Below are 20492 nucleotides of genomic sequence, written 5' to 3'. Positions count from 1 at the left end.
CTCCGCGCCAATGAGCGCGGAGCTCCCTGACTAACCGGTGTCCTTCAGCGCCGGAGTCCAGGATCGCCCCGGAGGGCAGCGCGACAAGCGAGCGTCTGTCCGAGACGGCAGCCGCCGCTCCAGCGAGCGCTCGAGCTGGCCGGCGCAATGGAGCAGCGCCTCGCGCAACTCGACCTGGATCCTCCGCACGGAAACGCGATGACGTCGGGCGATCTCTTGCACCGGCAGCTCGTCGACGAAGGTGGCGAAGATGATGTCGCGCTGACGCGCGGAGAGTTGCAGCATGACGCGGCCCAGTGCGGCGATCTCGGAGCGTGACTCGGCGATGCGGGCGGGATCGGGCGAGTCGTCGGGGATTTCCAGCAGTGCATCGATCTCCGATGTCGTAAGCCTGCGGTTCTCGGCGACGCGCCGATTGGTTGCGAGATTGAGCGCAGTCCGGAACAGATAGGCGCGCGGACTTTGGACGGCGCCAACGTCGTTGCCGCACTCCAGGCGCAGGAACGTGTCTTGAAGCGCTTCGGCCGCCAGCTCGGTCGAACCCAATCGGCGCGCGAGTCGCCGTTTAAGTTCGTCATAGCCATCGATCAGCGCGCTCAGCAACGCCGCTCGGCCCGAATCCCGCATTCTGAAACGCCCGCCCCAGGCTGACCTTTCGGAACACGCGGCCGCGAAGGTCTCGTCACTAATAACGTACCGGCTGACGATGACTGACCCATGACATGTATTGCAGCGCGTGTCTGAAATGCGGCTTTGCGACGGCTCACACTAAGCTCCGCTCGATCACCGAACATCCGCGAGATTTTTCCACGAAAGAGATTCGCCGAGACGTCGTGCCGATTGTCTCTCCAATGCAAGCCACCGATCGCGATGATGCGGCGAGCTTTGTGGGCCGTCGATCGTCCGCAATGCCCGCGCGGGTCGTGCCGCAGAATGGATCAATTGTCCGACTGATAGTTGAAGCATGATGGGTTCTCATCCTCCCAACTGATGATGATCCGCATCGAGGGCTCGCAATCCGACTGCAACCCCACGGAGACTTCCGATGACGACTCGTTCCTCGATCAGCCGCCTGCGCTGCACCGCTTCGGTGCTGGCGCTGTCGGCCGCCGCGACGTTTGCTGCCGCGGTGCAGCCTGCTGTTGCCCAGACCGCAGTGTACGGCGGCGGCAGCACGCTGGTGTCGCTCGCCATGCGCCAGGCGATGGACTGCTACAATGCGCAGACCGTGACGAATGACGGTTACAGCTTCTCGAGCGCCTTCAATGCGGCCGGCCCGACGCCAGGGCTTCTGCCGGGAACGCCGGACGGCGCCAACTGCAGCCAGCTCAGTGCGCTGGGAACGGTCGGTCTTTACGCAGCTGTCGGCTCCGGCGCCGGCCAGCGCGCCTTCATCACCAACGATTCGAAGCAGCTGCTGCGCGGCAGCGCTCCGTCGCTGTCGCTGCCGGCCGTTCCGCCCGTGTTCCTCGAGAGCAGCGTTCCGGCGCTTGCGACCTATCCCTATGCACGCGTCGACTTCGGCGCCGGCGATTCGCCGCTTCCGAACACGCTGACGGCGACCGCGCTGACCAATTTCTCCTCGACCAGCAACTGGCAGAACTTGACGTCGATCGCTGCCAGCAATGCGTCGTCGGCGACGACCTATAACGCTGCCGCCTTCGGCGCCGCGATTCAGCTGCCCCTGATCGAGGCCCCGGTGGCGGTCGTCGTCAACACCAACAACAGCCCGACCGCGACCTGGACCATCAACTCGGCCGGCACCGCCGGCACTCCTGGTTCGGCGATCCAGCTCTCGACCGCTCAGCTCTGCGCCATCTTCTCTGGCGAGGTGCGCGACTGGAGCTCGACCGCCGCGATCGCGGCGCTCGACAACGCCGGCCAGGCCCGCGTGCAGACCTTCATGGACGACAACACCGGCAACGGCGGCGCCGCTCAGGCCTATGTGTCGAACTCGCTGCCGATCCAGGTCGCGTTCCGTTCCGACGGCTCCGGCACCAGCTTCATCCTCACCAACTTCCTCGCCAACAGCTGCCCGCAGCTGGACGTCGATGGTTCGCACAACTACGCGAAGATCTTCACCGGCGTGGGCGTCACCTTCTCCAGCACGGTCGTGACGCTCAACGACCAGGTGACCGGTACGACCACGACCACCACGATCGCCGCCAAGACCAACGCGTCTGCCGCCAATCTGCCGTCCACCACCTTCGCCAATCTGATCGCCAACATCAAGGCCGTGAAGGGTGTGGACGTCTCGACCGGCGCCGGCGGCTGGCTCGCGGGCAACGGCACCGGTGAAGTCGCCGACACCGTCAACAGCAACGCGCAGGATGCCAATGGCAATTATCTGGGCGGCCGCATCGGCTATGTCAGCAACGACTTCGCGAAGCCCTACAACCCCGCCGCCAGCGCGCCGCTGTCGGCCAGCGTCCAGAACGATGATCAGCGCGCTCGTGGTGTCTATCACCCGGGCGACCTTGGGGAGAGCTTCGTTGCGCCGACCCCGGCATCGGCCGACAACGCGTTCAAGAGCGTCGCGGTCCCTTCGGGCACCACCTACACGGCTTGGAATCTCTACGCCCAGGCGTATGTTGCGGGTGCAACGCTGGCTGACGGCACCGTTATTCCTGCCGATGGCATCGTGGGAAACATCAACGTTGTCGGCAAGTCTCAACTGGGCCTGCCGATCCTCTCCGGCGCCTATCCGATCACGGGTACAACCTTCGCCTACCTCTACAGCTGCTACAACACGACGTCTGCTCCGACCCGTGTGACCGACATCACCAACTTCCTGTCGTGGTTCTATTCGAGCCAGGATGGGGCAAGTGTGCTGCAGAACAACGGCTTCAATGCTTTGAATAGTGCCTTCGTGACGACGATCAGCTCGTCTTACCTGACCGCGGGCAGCGGCGTTGCCATCGCCGACAGTTCGACCCAGGCCGACGGCTGCAGCGCCGTTGCTGCTGGTGCGGGCGCGCAGTAAACACGACCGCGCGGGTCGTAGATCCGCGCAATGACCTACGACGATGTTGACCGGACGCCGTCATGGCGTCCGGTTTCGTTTGGAGCTGCCGAGCTCGATGGCGTGACGTCGGATCACACGTCAGCGAGTTTCGCTCCGTGCGGTTGAAACGATCGCGCTGCGCCTCGACATCGGATCAAGAACGCGATACCAGCTTGGCGAGGCTTGCGAAGATCGCCGTATGAAAAATCAGGCAGCGCCGGATGTTCCCCCGGGGGCCCGGTTCTTGGTCTCCGCACGCATGCTTGAATGGACTGAATCCCATGCGGCAGAGCTCGTTGCGATCCGGTCACCTCGATGAGGAGTTGCAGCACTATGACTGGCGTGCTGCCGCCCCTGCGATCGGGCTGCGCTCGCTGGCGGCCGTTGCAATGACCGTTCCGGCTCTTCTGGCCGTAGGTGTCTATTGGCTGCGTCATCTGCCTGCCGGAACAGGAATGCCCTTGAGCGATAACGTGATGCAGGTGCGTCTCGTCGCACCTCCGTCGGCCGATGCCTCGCGGCCGCTCGTTGCAACGACTGCGCCGACCGCAGCAGTCACGAGCGCCCCGCGGCAGGCGCCGGCGGTTGCTCCTACGGCGGCCGAGGCCGGGTCCGAGAATGTGGAATCTCGGGATTCAACGGCTTTTGGGTCGACGTTGGCGCACCTGCCCGCGGCGCCGGCCTGGGACGCAGCCGTTCCCGGCTCGCCGCTCGTCGTCATGCAGACGAAGCCTGATCAAAAGACGATGACGTTCGTCCGCACCGTCAAGTCGCATATCGCCCGCTTTCAGTATTATCCCGAGCGTGCCCAGCGCGAGCGCATCCATGGACAGGTCGGTCTCGTGCTGACACTGCGGCGTGACGGCACCGTCACGAACGTTCGGATCGCGGCGAGTTCGGGCGTCGCATCTCTCGACGCTGCCGCCGTCGACACGGTGAGGCGCGCGCAGCCGCTGCCGAGCATTCCGGCTGAGTTGCCCGGACAACTCAGCCTGGACTACACGATCGCGTTCGATCTGCCACAGTAGTCGGCCAACGGTGCCGCCATTTCTGGTCGTCACGTCTCTGTCATTCTCCGCCGATAGGTACACGAGTGGGGTTGAGAACTGCCTGAAAATGCAGGCGGCGTCACGGGGCTGCGTTGGTGTCCTACTCGAACAGCAAATCGCTGCGCGATGTGCTCGCGGCGGACTATGAAAGTCTGGCCCGCCGCCTGACGCGCTGTCTCGGCTCGCCGGACGTCGCGCGCGAGGCGCTTCACGAGGCCTTTGTCCGGGCGGATCGCGTCTCGGAGGCCGTGCCGGTCCGCAGTCCCGTCGACTATCTGTTCCGGATGGCGCTCAATTTGGCAAAGGATCATCGCAAGAGCGAGCGCCGGCTCCTGAACGCCTCGGAAATCGAGGCGATCATGGGGTTGCCCGACGAGCGGCCGGGACCTGCTGCTGAGGTCGAGTCCCGCTTCGAGCTGGAGCAATTCGAAAGGGCGCTTGCGGAGTTGCCGCCGCGCAAGCGCGACGTCTTCATCAGCGCCCATCTGGAGCTCGTGCCGCATCGCGAGATTGCCACGCGGTTCGGCATCAACGTGCGTACCGTCGAATTCGATCTGCAGCACGCCATGGAGCATCTCAGCCGTCGGCTCGGGCGCAAGGTCGTCCGCAGATTTGGCCCCCGTGCGCTGTCCCGATCCGGCGATCGCAATTAGCTCGGCAATCCAGCACGAGGAAGCTTGCCGCATTCCGGCTTTGTACGCTATTCAGCGCTGAACGTGCGCCGGAATGGAATTACGGCGCTGCCGAGGTCGAGATTGAAGCGTGCGAAGTCATCGATTTTCCATTTCGGTCCTGCGCTGTACGAATCGTCTATCAGATGACCGCGGGGCGTTGCCATGAGGGAACCGTCCCTCTGCCGCCGAAACGAGCGAGCGACCTCATCTTGATCGCAGGCGACGACAGCCACTCGGACATGGACCAGACGCTTCGTCAGGCCCTGGCATGGGTGATCCGGCTCAATTCCGGGGAGGCCACCTCGGACGATGCTGCTGCGTTGACGTCATGGCGAGAGCGAAGCCCTGAACATGAAGCGGCGTTTCGGCAGGCGGTGACTTTATGGCGTGGTTTCGGCGATGCCACGCGCAAGCTCGCCGGCGATGCTGCGTTCAGCAAAGTAGCCCTCCGTCCGCAGACTAAGCCTCGCGCCGCAATCGGCCGTCGCGCGCTGATCGGCGGTGCCATGGCTGCTGCTGCGTCACTGGCCGGAGGCTATCTGGCGCTGCGTCCGCCGCTGGAGCTCTGGCCTTCGTTGCAGGAGCTTTCCGCCGACATGCGGACCGCCAAAGGTGAGCGGCGCAGCGTCACGCTGGCGGGTGACGCCTCCGTCGTGCTCAATACCCAGACCAGCATCGCGCTGCGGCCAGCCGACGGACCACGGCGCTTCGAACTGATCTCGGGCGAGGCCGCGGTGCAGTGCGGGCCGACCGCGCAGGATCCGGTCGTCATCGATGCCGCGGGCGGCCAGATCACCGCATTGCAGGCCGACTTCAACCTGAAGTGCCTTGGTGGTTTCGTGACCGTCTCCTGTCTCGACGGCAGCGTCGATGTCACGTGCAAGGGCCGCGTCGTCAAGATCTTCAAGGCCCAGCAGGTGTCCTACTCGGTCGAGAAAGGACTTGGGTCGACCTCGCGCCTGGATACGGACTCGGCCAAGGCATGGCAGAACGGCCTTCTGATCGTGCGTGACTGGCCCGTCAGTCGCCTGGTGACCGAGATCAACCGCTATCGGCCGGGCAAGATCGTGGTCATGGACGATCAGCTCGGGCGACGCATGATCTCGGGGACGTTTCATCTCGATCGCCTCGATGACTTCATCGGTCAGGCCGAGAGCCTGTTCGGAGCCAGGGCACGCTCTTTGCCCGGTGGCCTCGTTCTCCTGAGCTGATGCGCTTCGCTCATCTGATGCTGCTGTCGGCTACGCCGACGATCCGCGAATCGGTTGGTCCAAAGAAGCATTCGTTAAAATTCCGATTCAGTCTCCTGGGGGGCCGGTCGTCTTTCCTGCTGAGGCACCATGCTTGCGGCTTCCTGCCGTGGCGTCCTGTGCGTGCCCGAAGGTGAGCGGACGTCCGTGCGGGTCAGAATTGGTTACGAGCGGGGCGGGCGTTGGTCGGCGCGGCCGATACTGATCGGTGCGACCGCCATGCTTCTGTCCGCGAGCGCCATCGTCACCGGCGGTGTCGCTCCGGCGCAGGCCGAGACTGTGGCGGGGCAGCAGCCGCCGGCGGGCCCAGCTCCGGCGAAGCCGGCGGCCGGCCCGCTGCAGCGCTTCGATATCGACGACTTCGCGGTTCAAGGCGCTGACAAGCTGGCGCAGGTCGACCTCGAAGAGGCCATCTATCCCTTCCTTGGTCCGAACAGGACGGCAGAGGATGTCGAGAAGGCGCGCGCGGCGCTCGAGAAGGCCTATCACGATAAGGGGCTTCAGACGGTCTCGGTCGAGGTCCCGCCTCAGAACCCGTCGAACAAGGTCGTCATTCTCAAGGTGAGAGAGCTCAAGGTCGGCCGCCTTCGCGTCAAGAATTCCCGCTACTTCGATACGGACAAGATCAAAGACGGGGCGCCATCGTTGAAAGAGGGCACTGTCCCGAATTTCAACGACCTGACCAAGGACATCTACGCGCTCAACCAATGGCCGGATCGCCGCGTGACGCCGGCATTGCGTGCCGGCGTCACTCCGGGAACGGTCGACGTCGACCTCAATGTCGAGGACAAGGCGCCAATTCACGGCAGCCTCGAAGTCAATAACCGACGGTCCGGCGACACCACCGCGACCAGGGCCATCGCCACCGCTCACTATGACAATCTCTGGCAGCTCGGACACTCGCTGACGGTCAGCTATCAGGTCGCGCCGCAGCGGCCGAAGGATACGGAAGTCTTCTCGGCATCCTATCTGGCGCGTCTGCCGGTCGACTGGCTTGCGCTGCTGGCTTACGCAGTGAAGTCGAACAGCGACGTGGCGACCGTCGGTGGCACCAACATCGTCGGTCCGGGCCAGATCGTGGGCACGCGCGCGGTGATGACGCTGCCGGGCCGCGACGGCTTCACGCAGACGCTGTCCGCCGGCGTCGACTACAAGCACTTCTTCCAGCTGGTGTCCCTGAATGGCGGCGGCTTCGCGTCGCCAGTCACCTATTTTCCCGCGGTTGCGAGCTATACCGGAACGTTTCAGGGCGAAAAATTCACGACGCAATTCAATGCATCGCTCACCTCCAATCTGCGCCCGCTGTCGAGCGACCATCAGGCGTTCGATAACAAGCGCTATGCGGCGTCCGCGAGCTTCACGCATGTGAACGTCGATGTCTCGCACACCCAGGAGCTGCCTGAAGGCTATCAGCTCTGGGGGCGGCTGCAGGGTCAGAAGGCTGATGGGCCTCTGGTCTCGAGCGAGCAGATCAGTGCCGGCGGTCTCGACACGGTGCGCGGCTATCTCGAATCGGAAGCCCTGGGCGACGACGGCGTCATCGGCAACATCGAGCTGCGCAGTCCGGACATCGGCGCGATGCTGCAGAAGCAGCTCAAGGACGAGACCGGGCAAGGCGCGCCGCGCTTCACGACCTTCAACGAGACGCGGCTGTTCCTGTTTGCCGATGCCGGTCTTGTCCATGTCCAGCACCCGCTCCCGGATCAGACGTCGCAAACGGGCCTTTGGAGCTATGGCGTCGGCAGCCGCTTCAAGGTGTTCAGCGGCTTCAACGGACTGTTTGCGCTGTCGGTGCCGATGACGAACCAAACCTATACCCGCGCGGGCAATCCGCGCCTCAATATCCGGCTCTGGGGCGAATTCTGATGATCACGGGATGCAAGGACGGAAGCGCGAGCGGCCGTGTGAAAGCAGCGAAGCGCATCGCCGCAAGGCTGCTTGGCGTGGTCGCCGCACTGGCAGTTCTATCGTCTCCGGCACGCGCGTGGTGGAACGACGAATGGCAGCTGCGCAAGAAGATCAGCATCGACGCGAGCGCTGCAGGTGCCGACATCACCGATCCGATCGGTACGACGCCGGTTTTGATCAGGCTGCATGCCGGCAACTTCCGCTTCAGCGCCACCAAGGACGACGGCAGCGATCTCCGCTTCGTCGCCGGCGACGACAAGACGCCGTTGAAGCATCATGTCGAGAAGTATGATGCGCTGCTGGGCGAGGCGCTGGTCTGGGTCGCCGTGCCGAGCCTGCCGTCCGGCGCGAAGACGGAGATCTGGCTCTATTACGGCAACAAGAAAGCGGTGCCGGTCGCTGATGCCAAGGGCAGCTACGATCCCGATTCCGTCCTCGTGTATCATTTCACGGAGCGTGGCACGCCCGCCTTGGACTCGACGGTCTGGGGCAACAACGCGCAGAGCGTTGGACAGCCGGCCGAGGGCTCGCTGATCGGCACGGGCCTGCGGCTCGACGGCCGCACGCCGCTGATTTTGCCGTCATCGTCATCCCTGACGATGGCCGCCGGCGTCAGCTGGACGTTTTCGCTTTGGATCAAGCCGGCGGCGCTGCAACCAAATGCGACGCTGTTCAGCCGCCGCAATGGCGACAGCGGCATCGTGATCGGTGTCGACAACGGTGCGCCGTTCGTCGAAGTGACCAATGCCGGCTCCGCGCAGCGGACCTCAGCCGGCGTCCCGATGGCTGCCGCGAGCTGGCATCATCTGGCCGCCGTCGCGGGCGACGGCAGGATCACGCTCTATCTCGACGGCAATTCCTACGCGGCTCTCGACGCCGCTCTGCCGGCGCTGGACACCACCGCGCAGATCGGGGGCGATATCGCCGCGGCCAATCCGGCTCCCGCTCAACCCGCGCCCACAGGCGATGCCGGCGCAGCGGATGCGAATGGTGCGCCGGCTCGCGCCGGCGATGGTCAGGCTGCAACCAGTCAGGCGCTTGCAGGGTTCGTCGGCGACGTCGACGAGCTCGAGATCAGCAAGGTCGCTCGTCCGGCCGGATTCATTCGGCTCGCCGCGGTCGGCCAGGGCCTGGATCAGGGCAAGCTCGTCTCGTTCAGCGTGGACGAGGAGACCGCGAGCTGGCTGTCCGGCTATTTCGCCGTGATCCTGAAATCCGTCACGCTGGATGGATGGGTAGTGATCGGCTTCCTGATGGTCATGGCCGCTGTCAGCTGGATGGTGATGTTCGACCGCGCCTCCTATCTGCGCCGTCAGGCCAGGGCCAATGCGCGCTTCTTGAAGGTCTATCGTGATCCGAAGTTCGACCTCGCGGTGTTCGGCAGCGGCGATGCCGAGGCCGTCGCATCGCTCGCGGGCGGCCTCGGCAAGCGCGATACGATCGTGCTGCGGTCGTCGTCGCTGTATCGGATCTATCGGATCGCAGATGACGAGATCCGCCGCCGCTCGGTTCGAGGCTCCTTGCCGTATCTCTCGGCAACGTCGATCGCTGCGATCCGCGCCGCACTCGACGGCGGCGTGGTCAGGGAGATCCAGCGCCTGAACCGGCTGATGGTGATCCTCACGATCGCGATTTCGGGAGGACCATTCCTCGGCCTGCTCGGAACCGTCGTCGGTGTCATGATCACCTTTGCTGCGATCGCGGCGAGCGGCGACGTCAACGTCAACGCCATCGCGCCCGGCATCGCCGCGGCGCTGGTCGCGACTGTCGCGGGGCTCGGCGTCGCGATCCCGGCCCTGTTCGGCTACAACTACCTCATCTCCAGGATCAAGGATCTCACGAGTGACATCCAGGTCTTCGTCGACGAATTGGTGACGCTGCTCGCTGAGCTCTATTCCGCCGATCAGCCTGATCGCCGCATGGCGGCGGAGTAGCGGTCATGCAGATCAACGCCGACTCCAAGCCCTACGACGATATCAACATCACGCCGATGTTGGATCTCGCCTACGTGCTGCTGGTGATCTTCATCATCATGACCACGGCAACTGTGCAGGGCCAGAAGGTCAACCTGCCGAAGGCGTCGGCGGCGCCGAGCCTCGCGACGCAGACGACCAAGGCGATCACCGTCGCCAATGACGGCAAGATCTTCCTCGATACGATTCCGGTGACCTTGCCGGAGCTCGAGCAGCGCCTGATCCAGCAGAAGGCGTTGACGCCGGAATTTCCGGTGGTGCTGCGCGGCGATGCGCAGGCGCAGTATCAGAGCGTGATGGACGTGCTCGACCTGCTGGGCCGCATCGGCCTGACCCAGGTCGGGCTTGCGACCAAGCCGCTGGTGAAGTGATCGAGGCGGGCTGGATCACATGCGCAAATTGCCTCCCTCTCCACCGCCCGGCTCGCGTCGTCCTCAGGATGGCGTGCTCGTGCAGATGCGTGAACTCGTCGGGCGTCGACGGATGCAAATGATGCCGGCGCGATCCGGAGGGAAAACGATGTCGCTGGCCGACTGCGACGAGCCTGCGGCGGTGCTGCCGTTTCCGGTCCGCAGCGAGGCGTTGCTCGCCAGCCTGGTGCCGACATTGCGCGACCTCTACGTCCGTGGTGAGGACGAAAGCGATCCGTTCCTGATGACCATGGTGCATGGTCTGCGGCCGCGATTGTCGATCGATCGCGATGCTTATGTCGAGGTCCGCCAACAGCCCGAGGCATTCCTTCTGAAGATCGCCGCCGCGCCGGATTCGAAGATCACGTTCGAGACGCCGGATTTCGCCATGTTGGTGAAGTTCGTGCTGCAATACATGGCCGAGCGCCATGGCGAGCCCCGGTCGGACGGGGGCTTGTCGTGAACAAGCTCGAGAGCAGCACACAGGCAGCGGTCAACTTGGCGCGACCTGACGCGCAGCCGAATCGGCTGGGCTCGTCGCTGCGTTTTGCCGCGACGATCACCGCGATCGCATTGCCGTTGGGCGGCGTCGCCTATTGGGTCCTCGCCCAACGCGACCAGCCGCCTCCGCCGCGTCAGGTTCACGAGATCACGCTGCTCAAGATTACACCGCCGCCTCCACCGCCTCCGCCCCCGAAGGTGGCGCCGCCGGTTGAGCAGAAGATGATCGAGCAGCCGAAAATGGCGGAGCCCGAGTTCAAAGAGGAGAAGCCGGTCGACACGCGGCAGGACAAGCCGATCAAGGACGCCGAGGACGATCAGCCACCGGGCCCGCTGTCGCTCGATGCGAAGGCGACCGGCCCCGGCGACCTGTTCGGCCTCGGCGGCAAGCCCGGCGGCAGTCCCTATGGCAGTGGTGGAGGCGGCGGTGGCAGCCGGTGGGGCTGGTACGCGGCGATCATTCAGCAGCAGATCGAGTCGGCGCTGCGCGCCAACGACAAGACCAAGAAGGCAGTCATCCGCGTGCAGGTCAGCTTGTGGGCCGACAGCTCCGGACGAGTCAGCCGGGTGCAGTTGCTCTCGTCCACGGGTGATGCGGCGCTGGATCAGGCGCTGCGCGAAGACGTGCTCGGCAACCTGACGCTACGCCAGCCGCCGCCGAAGGACATGCCGATGCCGATCGTGACGCGTGTCACCGCGAGCCGGCCGAGCTGATTTCCGTCAAACATGACGAACTAAAAGGACTGGGGACGATGTTCGAGACTCTTCCAAATGCACGCCGATGTGCGCTCCTGATCGCCGCCTCGGTCGCGGCGTTGGGCTGTGCCGCCCCGGCATTTGGCCAGGCCACCGGTCAAGCAGCTGCATCGGAAAGCAGAGGCGGAGCGAGCAAGCCGAGACTGTCGGATGCAAAGCCGACGTCTCCCAATGCGACGATCAATCTCGTTCATCTCCTCGTCAAGCAGGGCGTCCTCACCGAAGAGCAGGCGGCTGGCCTGATCAAGCAGGCCGACGACGAGGCCTACATCGCGCGCCAAGCAGCGAAGAACGCTTCGACCAGAGCGGAAGAAGCCGCCAAGGCGGCCAATGCCGCGGCGGCCGCGACCGAGCCCAATGGCACGCGCCACGTCACCTATGTGCCCGAAGTCGTCAAACGGCAGCTGCGCGAGGACATCAAGCGCGAGGTGATGGCGAAGGCCGAGCAGGAGAACTGGGCGTCGCCCGGAAAATATCCGGAATGGGCACAGCGCATTAGATTTTATGGGGACATTCGGCTTCGCCACGAAGGAGATTACTTTCCATCGGGTAACGGCCCATTGCAGAGCTACAATGCGATCAACACGGGCTCGCCGTTTCTCGAGGGCAATGGCACTGTCCCGAATCCCTACTTCCCACCGACATATAACACCAGCCAAAACCGAGACCGCTTTCGTTTCCGGGCGCGGCTCGGCATGGATGCCGACATTTATGAGGGGTTCACTGCCGGCTTGCGCATCGCGACCGGGGAAAGCGGGTCGCCGGTGTCGACCAATCAGTCGCTCGGGGCAAGTTCCAATGGCGGAAATTTCTCGAAATATTCCCTGTGGCTCGACCGAGCTTATCTGAAGTACCAGGCTTGGGATGATGGCCTCGTCCTGTCGGGAGGGCGCTTTGACAATCCGTTCTGGTCCCCGACCGATCTCGTCTGGTACAAGGATCTCGGCTTCGATGGTTTCGCCGTTCAGGCAAAATATCGAGTAGCTGACGGCTTCAAGCCGTTCGCGGTGGCTGGGGCGTTCCCGATCTACAACACGGATCTGAACGCCGGCTTGAATACGTTCGACCCGTCGATTTCGGCGCCGATCAAACTGCGAAGCGCGAACAAGTGGCTTTTCGGTGGCCAGCTCGGCTTCGGGGCGAAAGTCGCCGATGACGCAAACCTGCGCGTGGCCGTCGCCTATTACGACTTCGAAAACGTTCAGGGCCGGCTCTCGAGCGTGTGCCAAGTCGTCGGAACGGCGGATAGTTGCGACACCGATATGCTGCGCCCGTCGTTTGCCCAGAAGGGCAATACCTATATGGGGCTACGCAGCTTTCAGGTCATTTCAACCGGTTGGGCAGACTATCAATATTATGGCCTCGCCAGCCAGTTCAGGCCGGTGGTGGCCACTGGCCAAGTCGATCTCGCAACCTTCCATCCTGTGCACGTTGTGCTGGACGGCGAATATATCTGGAACTCGGCCTTCAACCGCAGCGCTGTCGCCGCTGTGGCCGTCAACAACTTCGGCAGTTCGCCAGCCGCCGGAGCGCCCGCGCCTTATGTTGGTGGCTCTACAGGCTGGCTTGCGCGTCTGACAGTCGGCTACAACGAGATCAAGAAGTTGGGCGACTGGAACGTGCATGCCGGTTACAAATATCTTCAATCGGATGCAACGATCGACGCCTTTGTGGACTCCGACTTCGGTCTCGGCGGCACCAATCTCAAAGGCTACTTCATCGGCGGCAATGTCGGCATCAGCGACAATGTATGGGCCTCATTGCGCTGGATGAGCGCGAACAGCATTGCGGGCGTTCCCTACGCCGTCGACGTTGTCCAGGTCGATCTCAACGCGAGGTTCTGAGCCATGGCCAAGCGTACCATCATCTTGAGCATAGCAGCCTTCCTCGGATTCATCGGATCTGCCTGCGCCGACGGCGACGCCGACAAGCTGCGCGAGGCCTTGCGCGCCGCGACGTTGCAGACCCGGCAATTGGAGGATCAGCGGGCCGCCCTGCAGGCGAAGCTTGCCGATGCGGAAAAAGAGAAGGCGGCCGCCAAGGCGCAGATCGAGGGCGCGAAGGCCGAGACCCGCCGGGTCGAGAAGCGGGAACGGGAGACGACGGAGGAGTTCAACCGTCGCCTGGCGGAACGCGACGAAACGCTCGAGAAATGGAAGGCCGCCTATGAGGAGGCAGCCAACGTCGCCCGCGATCGCGACGCGGCGCGCGCGAAGTTCGAGGCCGAGGCCAAGCTCTACAAGGCATCGACCGATAGTTGTGTCGCCAAGAACACGCAGCTGGTCAAACACGGTCAGGACCTGCTGCAGCGTTATCAAAGTGTCACCATCGGCGACACAATCGTGGCGCGTGAGCCCATTCTCGGCTTGCGGCGCGTCGAGATCCAGAACGCCATTCAGGACCTGCAAGACAAGATACTCGATCAGAAGGCAGCACCATGAGCTCTTCATCGTTCGGCAGCGCAGTCCGGATGCGCTCATTCCAGGCTTCCATGTTCGCCGCGGCGCTGGGCTTGGTCCCCTTGACCGTTTCGGCCCAGACCGCTCCGCCGCGCAGCGCTGCGCCGACGGCCGTCAAGCCGAAGCCCGCCGCGCCGGGTGCGGCGACGGCGGCGCAAGCTCCAGCTTCAGGCGCAGGGCAGAGCGCTGCGCCGGTCAAGAGCGCTGGCGACGACGTCATTGCCCGCGTCGGCGGCACCAACGTGTCTGCTGACGAGATCCGCGGCTATGTCGCAGCGCTTGGTCCGCGCGAACGCGCCGCGTTCGGACAGGATCCCAGCCTGCTCAGTCAGGCCGTGCGCATGATGCTGGCCAATCGGATCGTGCTGCAGGAGGTCGTCGCCAGGAAGTGGGATCAGCAGCCGGGCATTGCCGAGCAGCTCGACCGCGTGCGTGAGAACGCCGTCGTGGAATTGTATCTGCAGTCGGTGTCGACCCCGCCGGCTGGCTTCCCCAGCGATGATGAACTGCAGAAGGTCTATGACGCCAATCGCGCGGCCTTGCTGATGCCGCGCCAGTTCCAGCTGGCGCAGATCTTCGTGGCGCTGGCGAAGGACGCCAACAAGGCGGCCGAGGACAAGAGCAAGAAGACGGTCGAGGACATCCAACGCAAGCTGAAGGCGCCGGGCGCTGATTTCGCTGCCTTCGCCAACGACAGCAGCGACGTCAAGAACGGCGGCGATCTGGGCTGGATCGTCGAAAGCCAGATCCGGCCGGAGATCCGCACCGCGGTGATGGAGCTCGCCAAGAGCGCGGTGTCGGAGCCGATCAAGCTCGACGATGGCTGGCACATCATCAAGCTGGTGGACACCAAGGCCGCCTACACGCGGACTCTGCCGGAAGTCCGTGACGCGCTGGTGCAGCAGATGCGCAACGAGCGCGCGAGCGCGCTGCGGCGTGCCTATCTCGCTGAACTCGTGAAACAGCATCCGCCGGTCATCAACGAGCTCGCGTTGTCGAACCTGCTCAGCGAGCAGGTTTCGGCCGCGAGATAGCTCCGCGATTTCCGCCCGTCATCCCGGCATGTCCTTCTTTTCTGCTACGGAGCTCCTGATGTCCGAGACCATCATCGACAGGCTGTGCCTCGACCGGCTGCGCGAGCTGTTCCAGCTCGCCGGCTATCGGGTGGAAACGCTGATGGATCCCGCGGCGAGCCTCGCCTATCTGCGCTCTGCGACCAACGGGATCGCATTCGATATTCGTCCAGGCAACATGCAGCCCGGTGACGAGCAGGTCTTTGTCGATCTCGCGCTGATTGCGGTCCTGCATGTGCAGGGTGAGATGCCGCTGGATCTCGTCAATCGCTGGAACGCGACACGCCGCTTCGCGCGGCTGCAGTTCAGCCCGCCTTTCCTGGCGCTGTCGTTCGATGTCTCCCTGGCGGGCGGTGTTTCGCCGAACCATCTGCGTGGGCAGATCGAGATTTGGGATCAGCTCGTGCAGCAGCTCGTGACGTTCCTTCGCGAAGAGTTCGCGGCCCTTGCCAGGCCGAGGCAGGCTGACGTTGCGGAAACTGCAACGATGCCGGCCGCCGCAAACGGCCACATTGTCGATGCGGGCGCGGCTCATCCGGCCCGATAGCGCGCATGGCGGACAGGGCGAGCATTGGTTCGGGCAGGCCGAGCGCGGCCAAGCGGTGCAGTCAGCGCAGCCTCCGCATGGTTGCACTCGCGGTCGCGCTGTCGGCGGCCGGGGTCGTCACGTCGCTAAAAGCCGAGCCGGCCGCCGAGGGGTTCGGCGCGCACGACCGGGCTGCCAGCGCCGAGCCGACGCCAATCGTCGTCGCCTCACCATCAGCCGTTGCCGTGCTCGCAAAGCCAGGATCATCCTCGGCTGCTTCCGTCGGCCCCGTATCGACCGGAGGTCAATCTGAGGCGCTCGGCACCTACCGAGCGTTGATCGCCAAGGAAGCTGGACGATCGGGACTTGCGCCGGAGATCGCAGAGGCGGTCATGGGCGTTGAAAGCGGCTACAACCCCGACGCCATCGGCGGCTCCGGCGAGATCGGCCTGATGCAGATCATGCCGTCGACGGCGCGGATGCTGGGATTTGTCGGTAGCAATGCCGAGCTCGCAGCGCCCGAGACCAACATTCATTATGGCGTGCTGTATTTGGCCCAGGCTTGGCGTCTGGCCGGCGGGGATCTCTGCACGGCGATGATGAAATACCGTGCCGGCCATGGCGAGACGCGGTTCTCCTATCTCTCGGTGAACTACTGCCTGGCGGTGTGGGCCAAGCTCGCCGCGCGCGGTTTTGCGGTGACGGGTGAGGTTCCGACGCCGACCTTTGGAGCCCCAGGCAGTATCGCTTCGAGCAGCGCTGTGCGGGCGGGCGGCGCCTGCGGCCGCCGCTGCCTGATCGCGCCGCCGATGATCGGCCGCCTCGATCTGGCATCCCTGAATGCCAGGCTGAGCACGCTGGTCGTGCAGGCGCGCGCGGGGAGATGATGCCGATGCTCCGCGCGCGCTGGCAGCCAATGTCGACATCAGCGATTGTTGCCGTTGCCGTTGCCATGCTGTCGCTCGTCGGCGTGCCGTCCATGGCTGCCGAGCCGCAACTGCTTCCTCCGGTGACGGTGGATCTGCCGGATCGCCCGCCCGCCAGTCCGCTGTTGCCGGGACAAGGGGACGCCGCCGCGGCTCCGGTGCTGGGCGGACGCACGCCGACGCCCGGCGACAAGCCCGAGCGCTGTACGGGCAGTGCCTCCGGACAGCAGGGCTCATTCGGCTGCATCAACGAGAGCCTCAAGCGCAAGGTTGACGCCGTCAATCCGCTCAGCAACCAGCCGCCGATCGACGCGAGCTCGTCCGATCTCAAGGTCGGCACCGTGAACATCCCCGCGGTCCGGCAGCAATATGGTGCAAATTTCGGACGGTCGGTCGTGCCCTATCGACCTACGGCAATCTTCCCTTCAGGCGTCGGGCGCCGTTGAGCAGCCTTCAGGGAGCGATTGCGTCTACAGTCTCAAATGAGCGCTCCTAACGGGACTACGGCCGCGCAGTTCGATCGTGCGTCGATGGCCTCCTCGGCGAGAGGGGACGGCATCGGCGATCAACCGGCTGGCTCGACCAGTGGGAGGTCGTCCAGCGAGGCTGGACGACCGGGCAGATGCGATGAACGTCAGTTGCGGGTTGGCGCCGGCACGGCGGTGCGGTTCGCGGGGACCGTGACGGGCTGGAAGTAGAACACGTCGCGGCTGCGCGGATCGACGGTCACCTTGAGCCAGCGGACGTCGTTGTTGCCATTGCCCTGGTTGTCGCCGAACGTTTCGACGCGGACGAAGTTCTCCAGCCGCTGGCCGGTACTGTTGAGGAACGGCTGGTCGATCCGGAAGTAGTGGGAATCGCCGTGGACGTAGGCGACCGGCTTGCGGAATGCCTCAACTTCGGCGCGCAGCGCAGTCAGCAAGCTGACGAAGCCATCGGGCTGCCCGTCGGTTTCGGCGAGCGTCTTGGGATCGCGCAGCGGCGCGCGCGTCGGGTCTGCCTGGTCCCAGCCGGGATTGCCCTGGGTGATGAACATCACCGCGGCCGAATTGCGCTTCTTGGCTTCTGCAAAGGTCTGCTGCATCCAGAGAATGACGGCCGCGTTGCGCGCGTTGTACTCGTCCGGATCGGGATTGGTGTCGCAGAGATTGTTGCAGGATCCCTGGACGTTCAGCGTTGCATAGGTGACACGGCCAACAGTCCAGCGGCGATTCTCGACGCAGCCGATCTTGGTGCCGTTGGCGCTGAGACACAACGGATCGGTCTGCACCTCTTGGCGTAGCTTGCGCTGGCCGAGCGAGAACGGCGTCGAGAAGAACACCTTGCGCTCGTAGTCGAGCCGGTCGCGCGAGTTGAAGCCGCCATTCGAGGGGCGATCGCAATCGACCCAGTCGTTGTCGCCCGGCGTGAACATCGCCGGTGCCTCGAGGCTGTTGAAGAAGGCGAGCGCCTGGGCATAGAGGCCGGCGTCGCAGGCGGAATTGGAGCCCTGCTTCAGGTCGCCGTCATGTGCCGTGAATTTCAGCCGGTGAGCGTTCATGTCCGCGATCAGGTTCGGGACGCCGACGGTCGCCTGCAGCGTGGAGTAGGGCAGGTCGCCCCACAGGCCAATCGTATAGCTGTCGTCGTCATCGTCATGGTCGTGCGCAAGGCTTGGCGCGGCAGCGGCGAACGAGAGCAACGACACCGTGACGGACAGCGTCAGCAATTCATAAAAGGCAGATTTGAATGATGATCGAAGTGACATTCTGCAAGATCCCCCAAGACCTCGGTTGTATCGCGCCGCTTCACTCAAGCGGCCGCGGGACGATGCGGAGCGTCGATAACGGGGGCGTGACGATCGGCTGACAATCGGCTGACGGATTGGCGGTGTTGCGGATCGGTAAATCGTCGATGGTCCTCGCTGTCGGAAACGCATAGAGGCCCGCCGCATCGTGTGCGGCGGGCTCCTGCTCTCCGGCTTGCCGTGGATCGCGGACCTTGCCGTGATCAGCGGTCGTTGCCGTATCCGTAACCTTCGCCGTCGTGGTGGTGCCAGCCACCGTCGTGATCGTGATCGTGATCGTGATCGTCGTCGCCGAAGGCGAACAGGTTCATCAGGTCACCGATCGCCGGACGGTTCTTCGGCACGTAACGGTTGTCGTCCCGGTCGTGGATCGGGTTAGGCAGATGGTCGCGGCTGACTGCAGAGATCGTGGGAAGCCGCCAGTTGCGCTCGATGAACTTCAGCAGCGAGACGTGGTCGTAATAGGTGTGGTCGACATGACCCTTCTTGGCCAGCGGGGACACCAGGATGAAGGGAATGCGGGTGCCGTCGCCAAGGAAGTCGACCGGCTGGATGTAGCCCGAGTCGTAGTAGCCGCCACCCTCGTCGGTGGTGATGAAAATCGCGGTCTTGGCCCAGATCTGCGGGTTGGCCTTGACGCGATTGATCAGCGCCTCGAGGAACTTCTCGTACAGGTCGGTAGTCGAATCGGCGGGATGACCGGCGAGCGCCTCGAACGGACGCACGAACGAGACTGCCGGCAGCGTGTTGTTCTGCACGTCCTTCACGAAGGCGCCGTAGTTCTGCAGCTTGGCTTCCTCGGCCGGATTCTTCATGATCTTGTTGAAGCCGGTGAGCGGATCGCAGATGCCGCAATAGGAGTGGAACAGCAGCGGCACGCCGTCGACACTGCTGGCGAAGGTGGCGGCGTCGTCGCCACGGTCGGCGCTGTAGTATTTCCAGGACACGCCCCTCGCCGTCATCACGTCGGCGATGGTCGGCGCGCTCTGCGGCGGCAGCACGAACTTGTCAGAGCCGAGCGCGTTCGGCTTGGCGCTGGTCTGGTTCCAGAACATGCTGTAATTATTGACGAGATAGTAGTGGTTCGGCGCGCAGTTGTTGCTGGTGACGCCGTTCTTGAACAGCTGCTCGTTGACGGCGGCGACACCGGGCGCGCTGGGGTCGGAGCAGTTGACGTAGGAGCCGCCGCTGTAGCCATCCTGCTCGTAGTAGTTGTTGGTGCCGGGAACCGGATCCGGATTTTCGATCTGGTTGGCATAGGGCACGGCCGGGGCGCCGTTCAGCGTCTCGGGATTGGTGAAGAACGCGGCGTGGCCGGTCACGAGAGCCTGGAAGTTGGCGCCGGTGCCGCCCATGATCGCCTGATGATAGTTGTCGCTGATCGCATACTCGTCGGCGAGCTGCTTGAAGAACGCTGCGTCACCCGGCTGTGCCTTGCCGGCGGCATCGGTGAACGGGTTCATGTTGTAGAAACCCATCGAGATGGCGCCTTCCATCGGGTTGAACCCGCCGGCCGGATAAGGCTGCCCGTTGGAGCCGGTGCCGATCGTCTGCTCGACCCACACGAACTTGTCGTGCTTGCCGCCGTCGATGTCCTGCCACATCTGGAAGAAGCGGTGCACCGGATCTCCGGTGTAGGCGGCGTAGGAGACGTATTTCGAGATCTGGTAGGGGCCATTCGGGAGATTGGCCGGAAAGCGGGTGTCGAGGACGTTCTGCGGCAGGCCGATCCCGTAGGTGGTGTAGGGCTGAGGCAGTGCCGTGTAGGCGCCCGTGGACGCCGTCTCGGCGCCGTAGCGAACTTCGTCGCGGCCGATCCGCTGTTCCGCTTTCTTGAAATGCGGACCCGGCGTGCCGTCTTCGTTGACGATGCCCTTGCTGAGCAGATTGTCGACGTGCTGACCTGCCTTCGGCTTGTAGGTGCCGAACAGATTGTCGAACGTGTGGTTTTCGCCGACGATGATGATGACGTGCTCGATCGGCGTGCTCGTCGCAGCTCCGGCAAATGCCGGCGCGACGCTGGTCGCGGTAATGAGGGCGGTGGTCGCAAGGGCGAGCGCCTTGGACCGCGTGACTGTTCTGGTCATGACATCTCCGGACGGAGTGGGATGGTGGCGCGCTTGCTGATGCCCGCTTGCCTGCGGCGATTTATCGCGGCAACAAATTGCAACGAGGTGTCGGTCTTGCTTCGGTTTTG

General features: G+C 64.1%; 18 protein-coding genes. 15 read left to right on the top strand and 3 right to left on the bottom strand.

All coding sequences use genetic code 11. The features are described from left to right. Window positions 1-30: 30 nt before the first annotated feature. Window positions 31-627, bottom strand: coding sequence for an RNA polymerase sigma factor (locus tag S58_RS32005; protein WP_015669588.1), 597 nt, complete (start codon window positions 625-627; stop codon window positions 31-33). A 418-nt stretch (window positions 628-1045) separates the two neighbouring features. Between S58_RS32005 and S58_RS32000 the strand changes: the two genes are divergently transcribed. From S58_RS32000 to S58_RS39235, 15 genes are all read left to right on the top strand, one after another. Further along, on the top strand, window positions 1046-2983 hold the full coding sequence (locus S58_RS32000) for a substrate-binding domain-containing protein (RefSeq protein ID WP_015669587.1): 1938 nt from the start codon (window positions 1046-1048) through the stop codon (window positions 2981-2983). Window positions 2984-3225: 242 nt separating this feature from the next. Next, window positions 3226-4032, top strand: a complete 807-nt coding sequence (locus S58_RS31995) for an energy transducer TonB (protein ID WP_083938713.1) — start codon at window positions 3226-3228, stop codon at window positions 4030-4032. A 116-nt stretch (window positions 4033-4148) separates the two neighbouring features. Next, window positions 4149-4706 carry an RNA polymerase sigma factor gene (locus S58_RS31990; RefSeq protein WP_042341051.1) on the top strand — a complete coding sequence of 186 codons (558 nt, stop codon included), beginning with the start codon at window positions 4149-4151 and terminating at the stop codon, window positions 4704-4706. A gap of 260 nt (window positions 4707-4966) precedes the next feature. After that, window positions 4967-5938 (top strand): FecR family protein, encoded by a 972-nt coding sequence (locus S58_RS31985; protein ID WP_042341050.1) that lies wholly within the window; start codon window positions 4967-4969, stop codon window positions 5936-5938. 258 nt (window positions 5939-6196) lie between these two features. Beyond that, the gene (locus S58_RS31980) at window positions 6197-7843 is read left to right on the top strand and encodes a ShlB/FhaC/HecB family hemolysin secretion/activation protein (protein WP_015669583.1); all 1647 of its coding nucleotides are present in this window, start codon (window positions 6197-6199) and stop codon (window positions 7841-7843) included. After that, window positions 7843-9819 (top strand): DUF2341 domain-containing protein, encoded by a 1977-nt coding sequence (locus S58_RS31975; RefSeq protein ID WP_015669582.1) that lies wholly within the window; start codon window positions 7843-7845, stop codon window positions 9817-9819. Before S58_RS31980 ends, S58_RS31975 begins: the two co-directional genes overlap by 1 nt. A 5-nt stretch (window positions 9820-9824) precedes the next feature. Continuing rightward, window positions 9825-10229, top strand: a complete 405-nt coding sequence (locus S58_RS31970) for an ExbD/TolR family protein (RefSeq protein WP_015669581.1) — start codon at window positions 9825-9827, stop codon at window positions 10227-10229. 148 nt (window positions 10230-10377) lie between these two features. Continuing rightward, window positions 10378-10731: a hypothetical protein gene (locus S58_RS31965; RefSeq protein ID WP_015669580.1), complete on the top strand. Its 354-nt coding sequence runs from the start codon at window positions 10378-10380 to the stop codon at window positions 10729-10731. 35 nt (window positions 10732-10766) lie between these two features. Further along, entirely contained in the window at window positions 10767-11483 is a 717-nt protein-coding gene (locus S58_RS31960) for an energy transducer TonB family protein (RefSeq protein WP_042341047.1), read from the top strand. A 38-nt stretch (window positions 11484-11521) separates the two neighbouring features. Beyond that, on the top strand, window positions 11522-13369 hold the full coding sequence (locus tag S58_RS31955) for a putative porin (RefSeq protein WP_015669578.1): 1848 nt from the start codon (window positions 11522-11524) through the stop codon (window positions 13367-13369). Window positions 13370-13372: 3 nt separating this feature from the next. Then, on the top strand, window positions 13373-13966 hold the full coding sequence (locus tag S58_RS31950; RefSeq protein ID WP_015669577.1) for a hypothetical protein: 594 nt from the start codon (window positions 13373-13375) through the stop codon (window positions 13964-13966). Further along, window positions 13963-15018: a peptidylprolyl isomerase gene (locus tag S58_RS31945; RefSeq protein WP_015669576.1), complete on the top strand. Its 1056-nt coding sequence runs from the start codon at window positions 13963-13965 to the stop codon at window positions 15016-15018. Before S58_RS31950 ends, S58_RS31945 begins: the two co-directional genes overlap by 4 nt. A 58-nt stretch (window positions 15019-15076) precedes the next feature. Further along, entirely contained in the window at window positions 15077-15604 is a 528-nt protein-coding gene (locus tag S58_RS31940) for a YbjN domain-containing protein (protein ID WP_015669575.1), read from the top strand. Between the two features lie 77 nt (window positions 15605-15681). After that, entirely contained in the window at window positions 15682-16470 is a 789-nt protein-coding gene (locus S58_RS31935) for a lytic transglycosylase domain-containing protein (RefSeq protein WP_015669574.1), read from the top strand. A 5-nt stretch (window positions 16471-16475) separates the two neighbouring features. Then, window positions 16476-16955: a hypothetical protein gene (locus tag S58_RS39235; RefSeq protein ID WP_015669573.1), complete on the top strand. Its 480-nt coding sequence runs from the start codon at window positions 16476-16478 to the stop codon at window positions 16953-16955. Between the two features lie 188 nt (window positions 16956-17143). On the opposite strand, the gene S58_RS31925 is transcribed toward S58_RS39235, so the two are convergent. Both S58_RS31925 and S58_RS31915 read right to left on the bottom strand, forming a co-directional pair. Next, the gene (locus S58_RS31925; protein WP_015669572.1) at window positions 17144-18256 is read right to left on the bottom strand and encodes a hypothetical protein; all 1113 of its coding nucleotides are present in this window, start codon (window positions 18254-18256) and stop codon (window positions 17144-17146) included. A gap of 242 nt (window positions 18257-18498) precedes the next feature. Further along, on the bottom strand, window positions 18499-20382 hold the full coding sequence (locus S58_RS31915; protein ID WP_015669571.1) for an alkaline phosphatase family protein: 1884 nt from the start codon (window positions 20380-20382) through the stop codon (window positions 18499-18501). Window positions 20383-20492 lie beyond the last annotated feature (110 nt).

The organism is Bradyrhizobium oligotrophicum S58 (genome assembly GCF_000344805.1).
Classification (GTDB): Bacteria; Pseudomonadota; Alphaproteobacteria; order Rhizobiales; family Xanthobacteraceae; genus Bradyrhizobium; species Bradyrhizobium oligotrophicum.
This window is presented reverse-complemented; position numbering and strand designations above follow the sequence as displayed.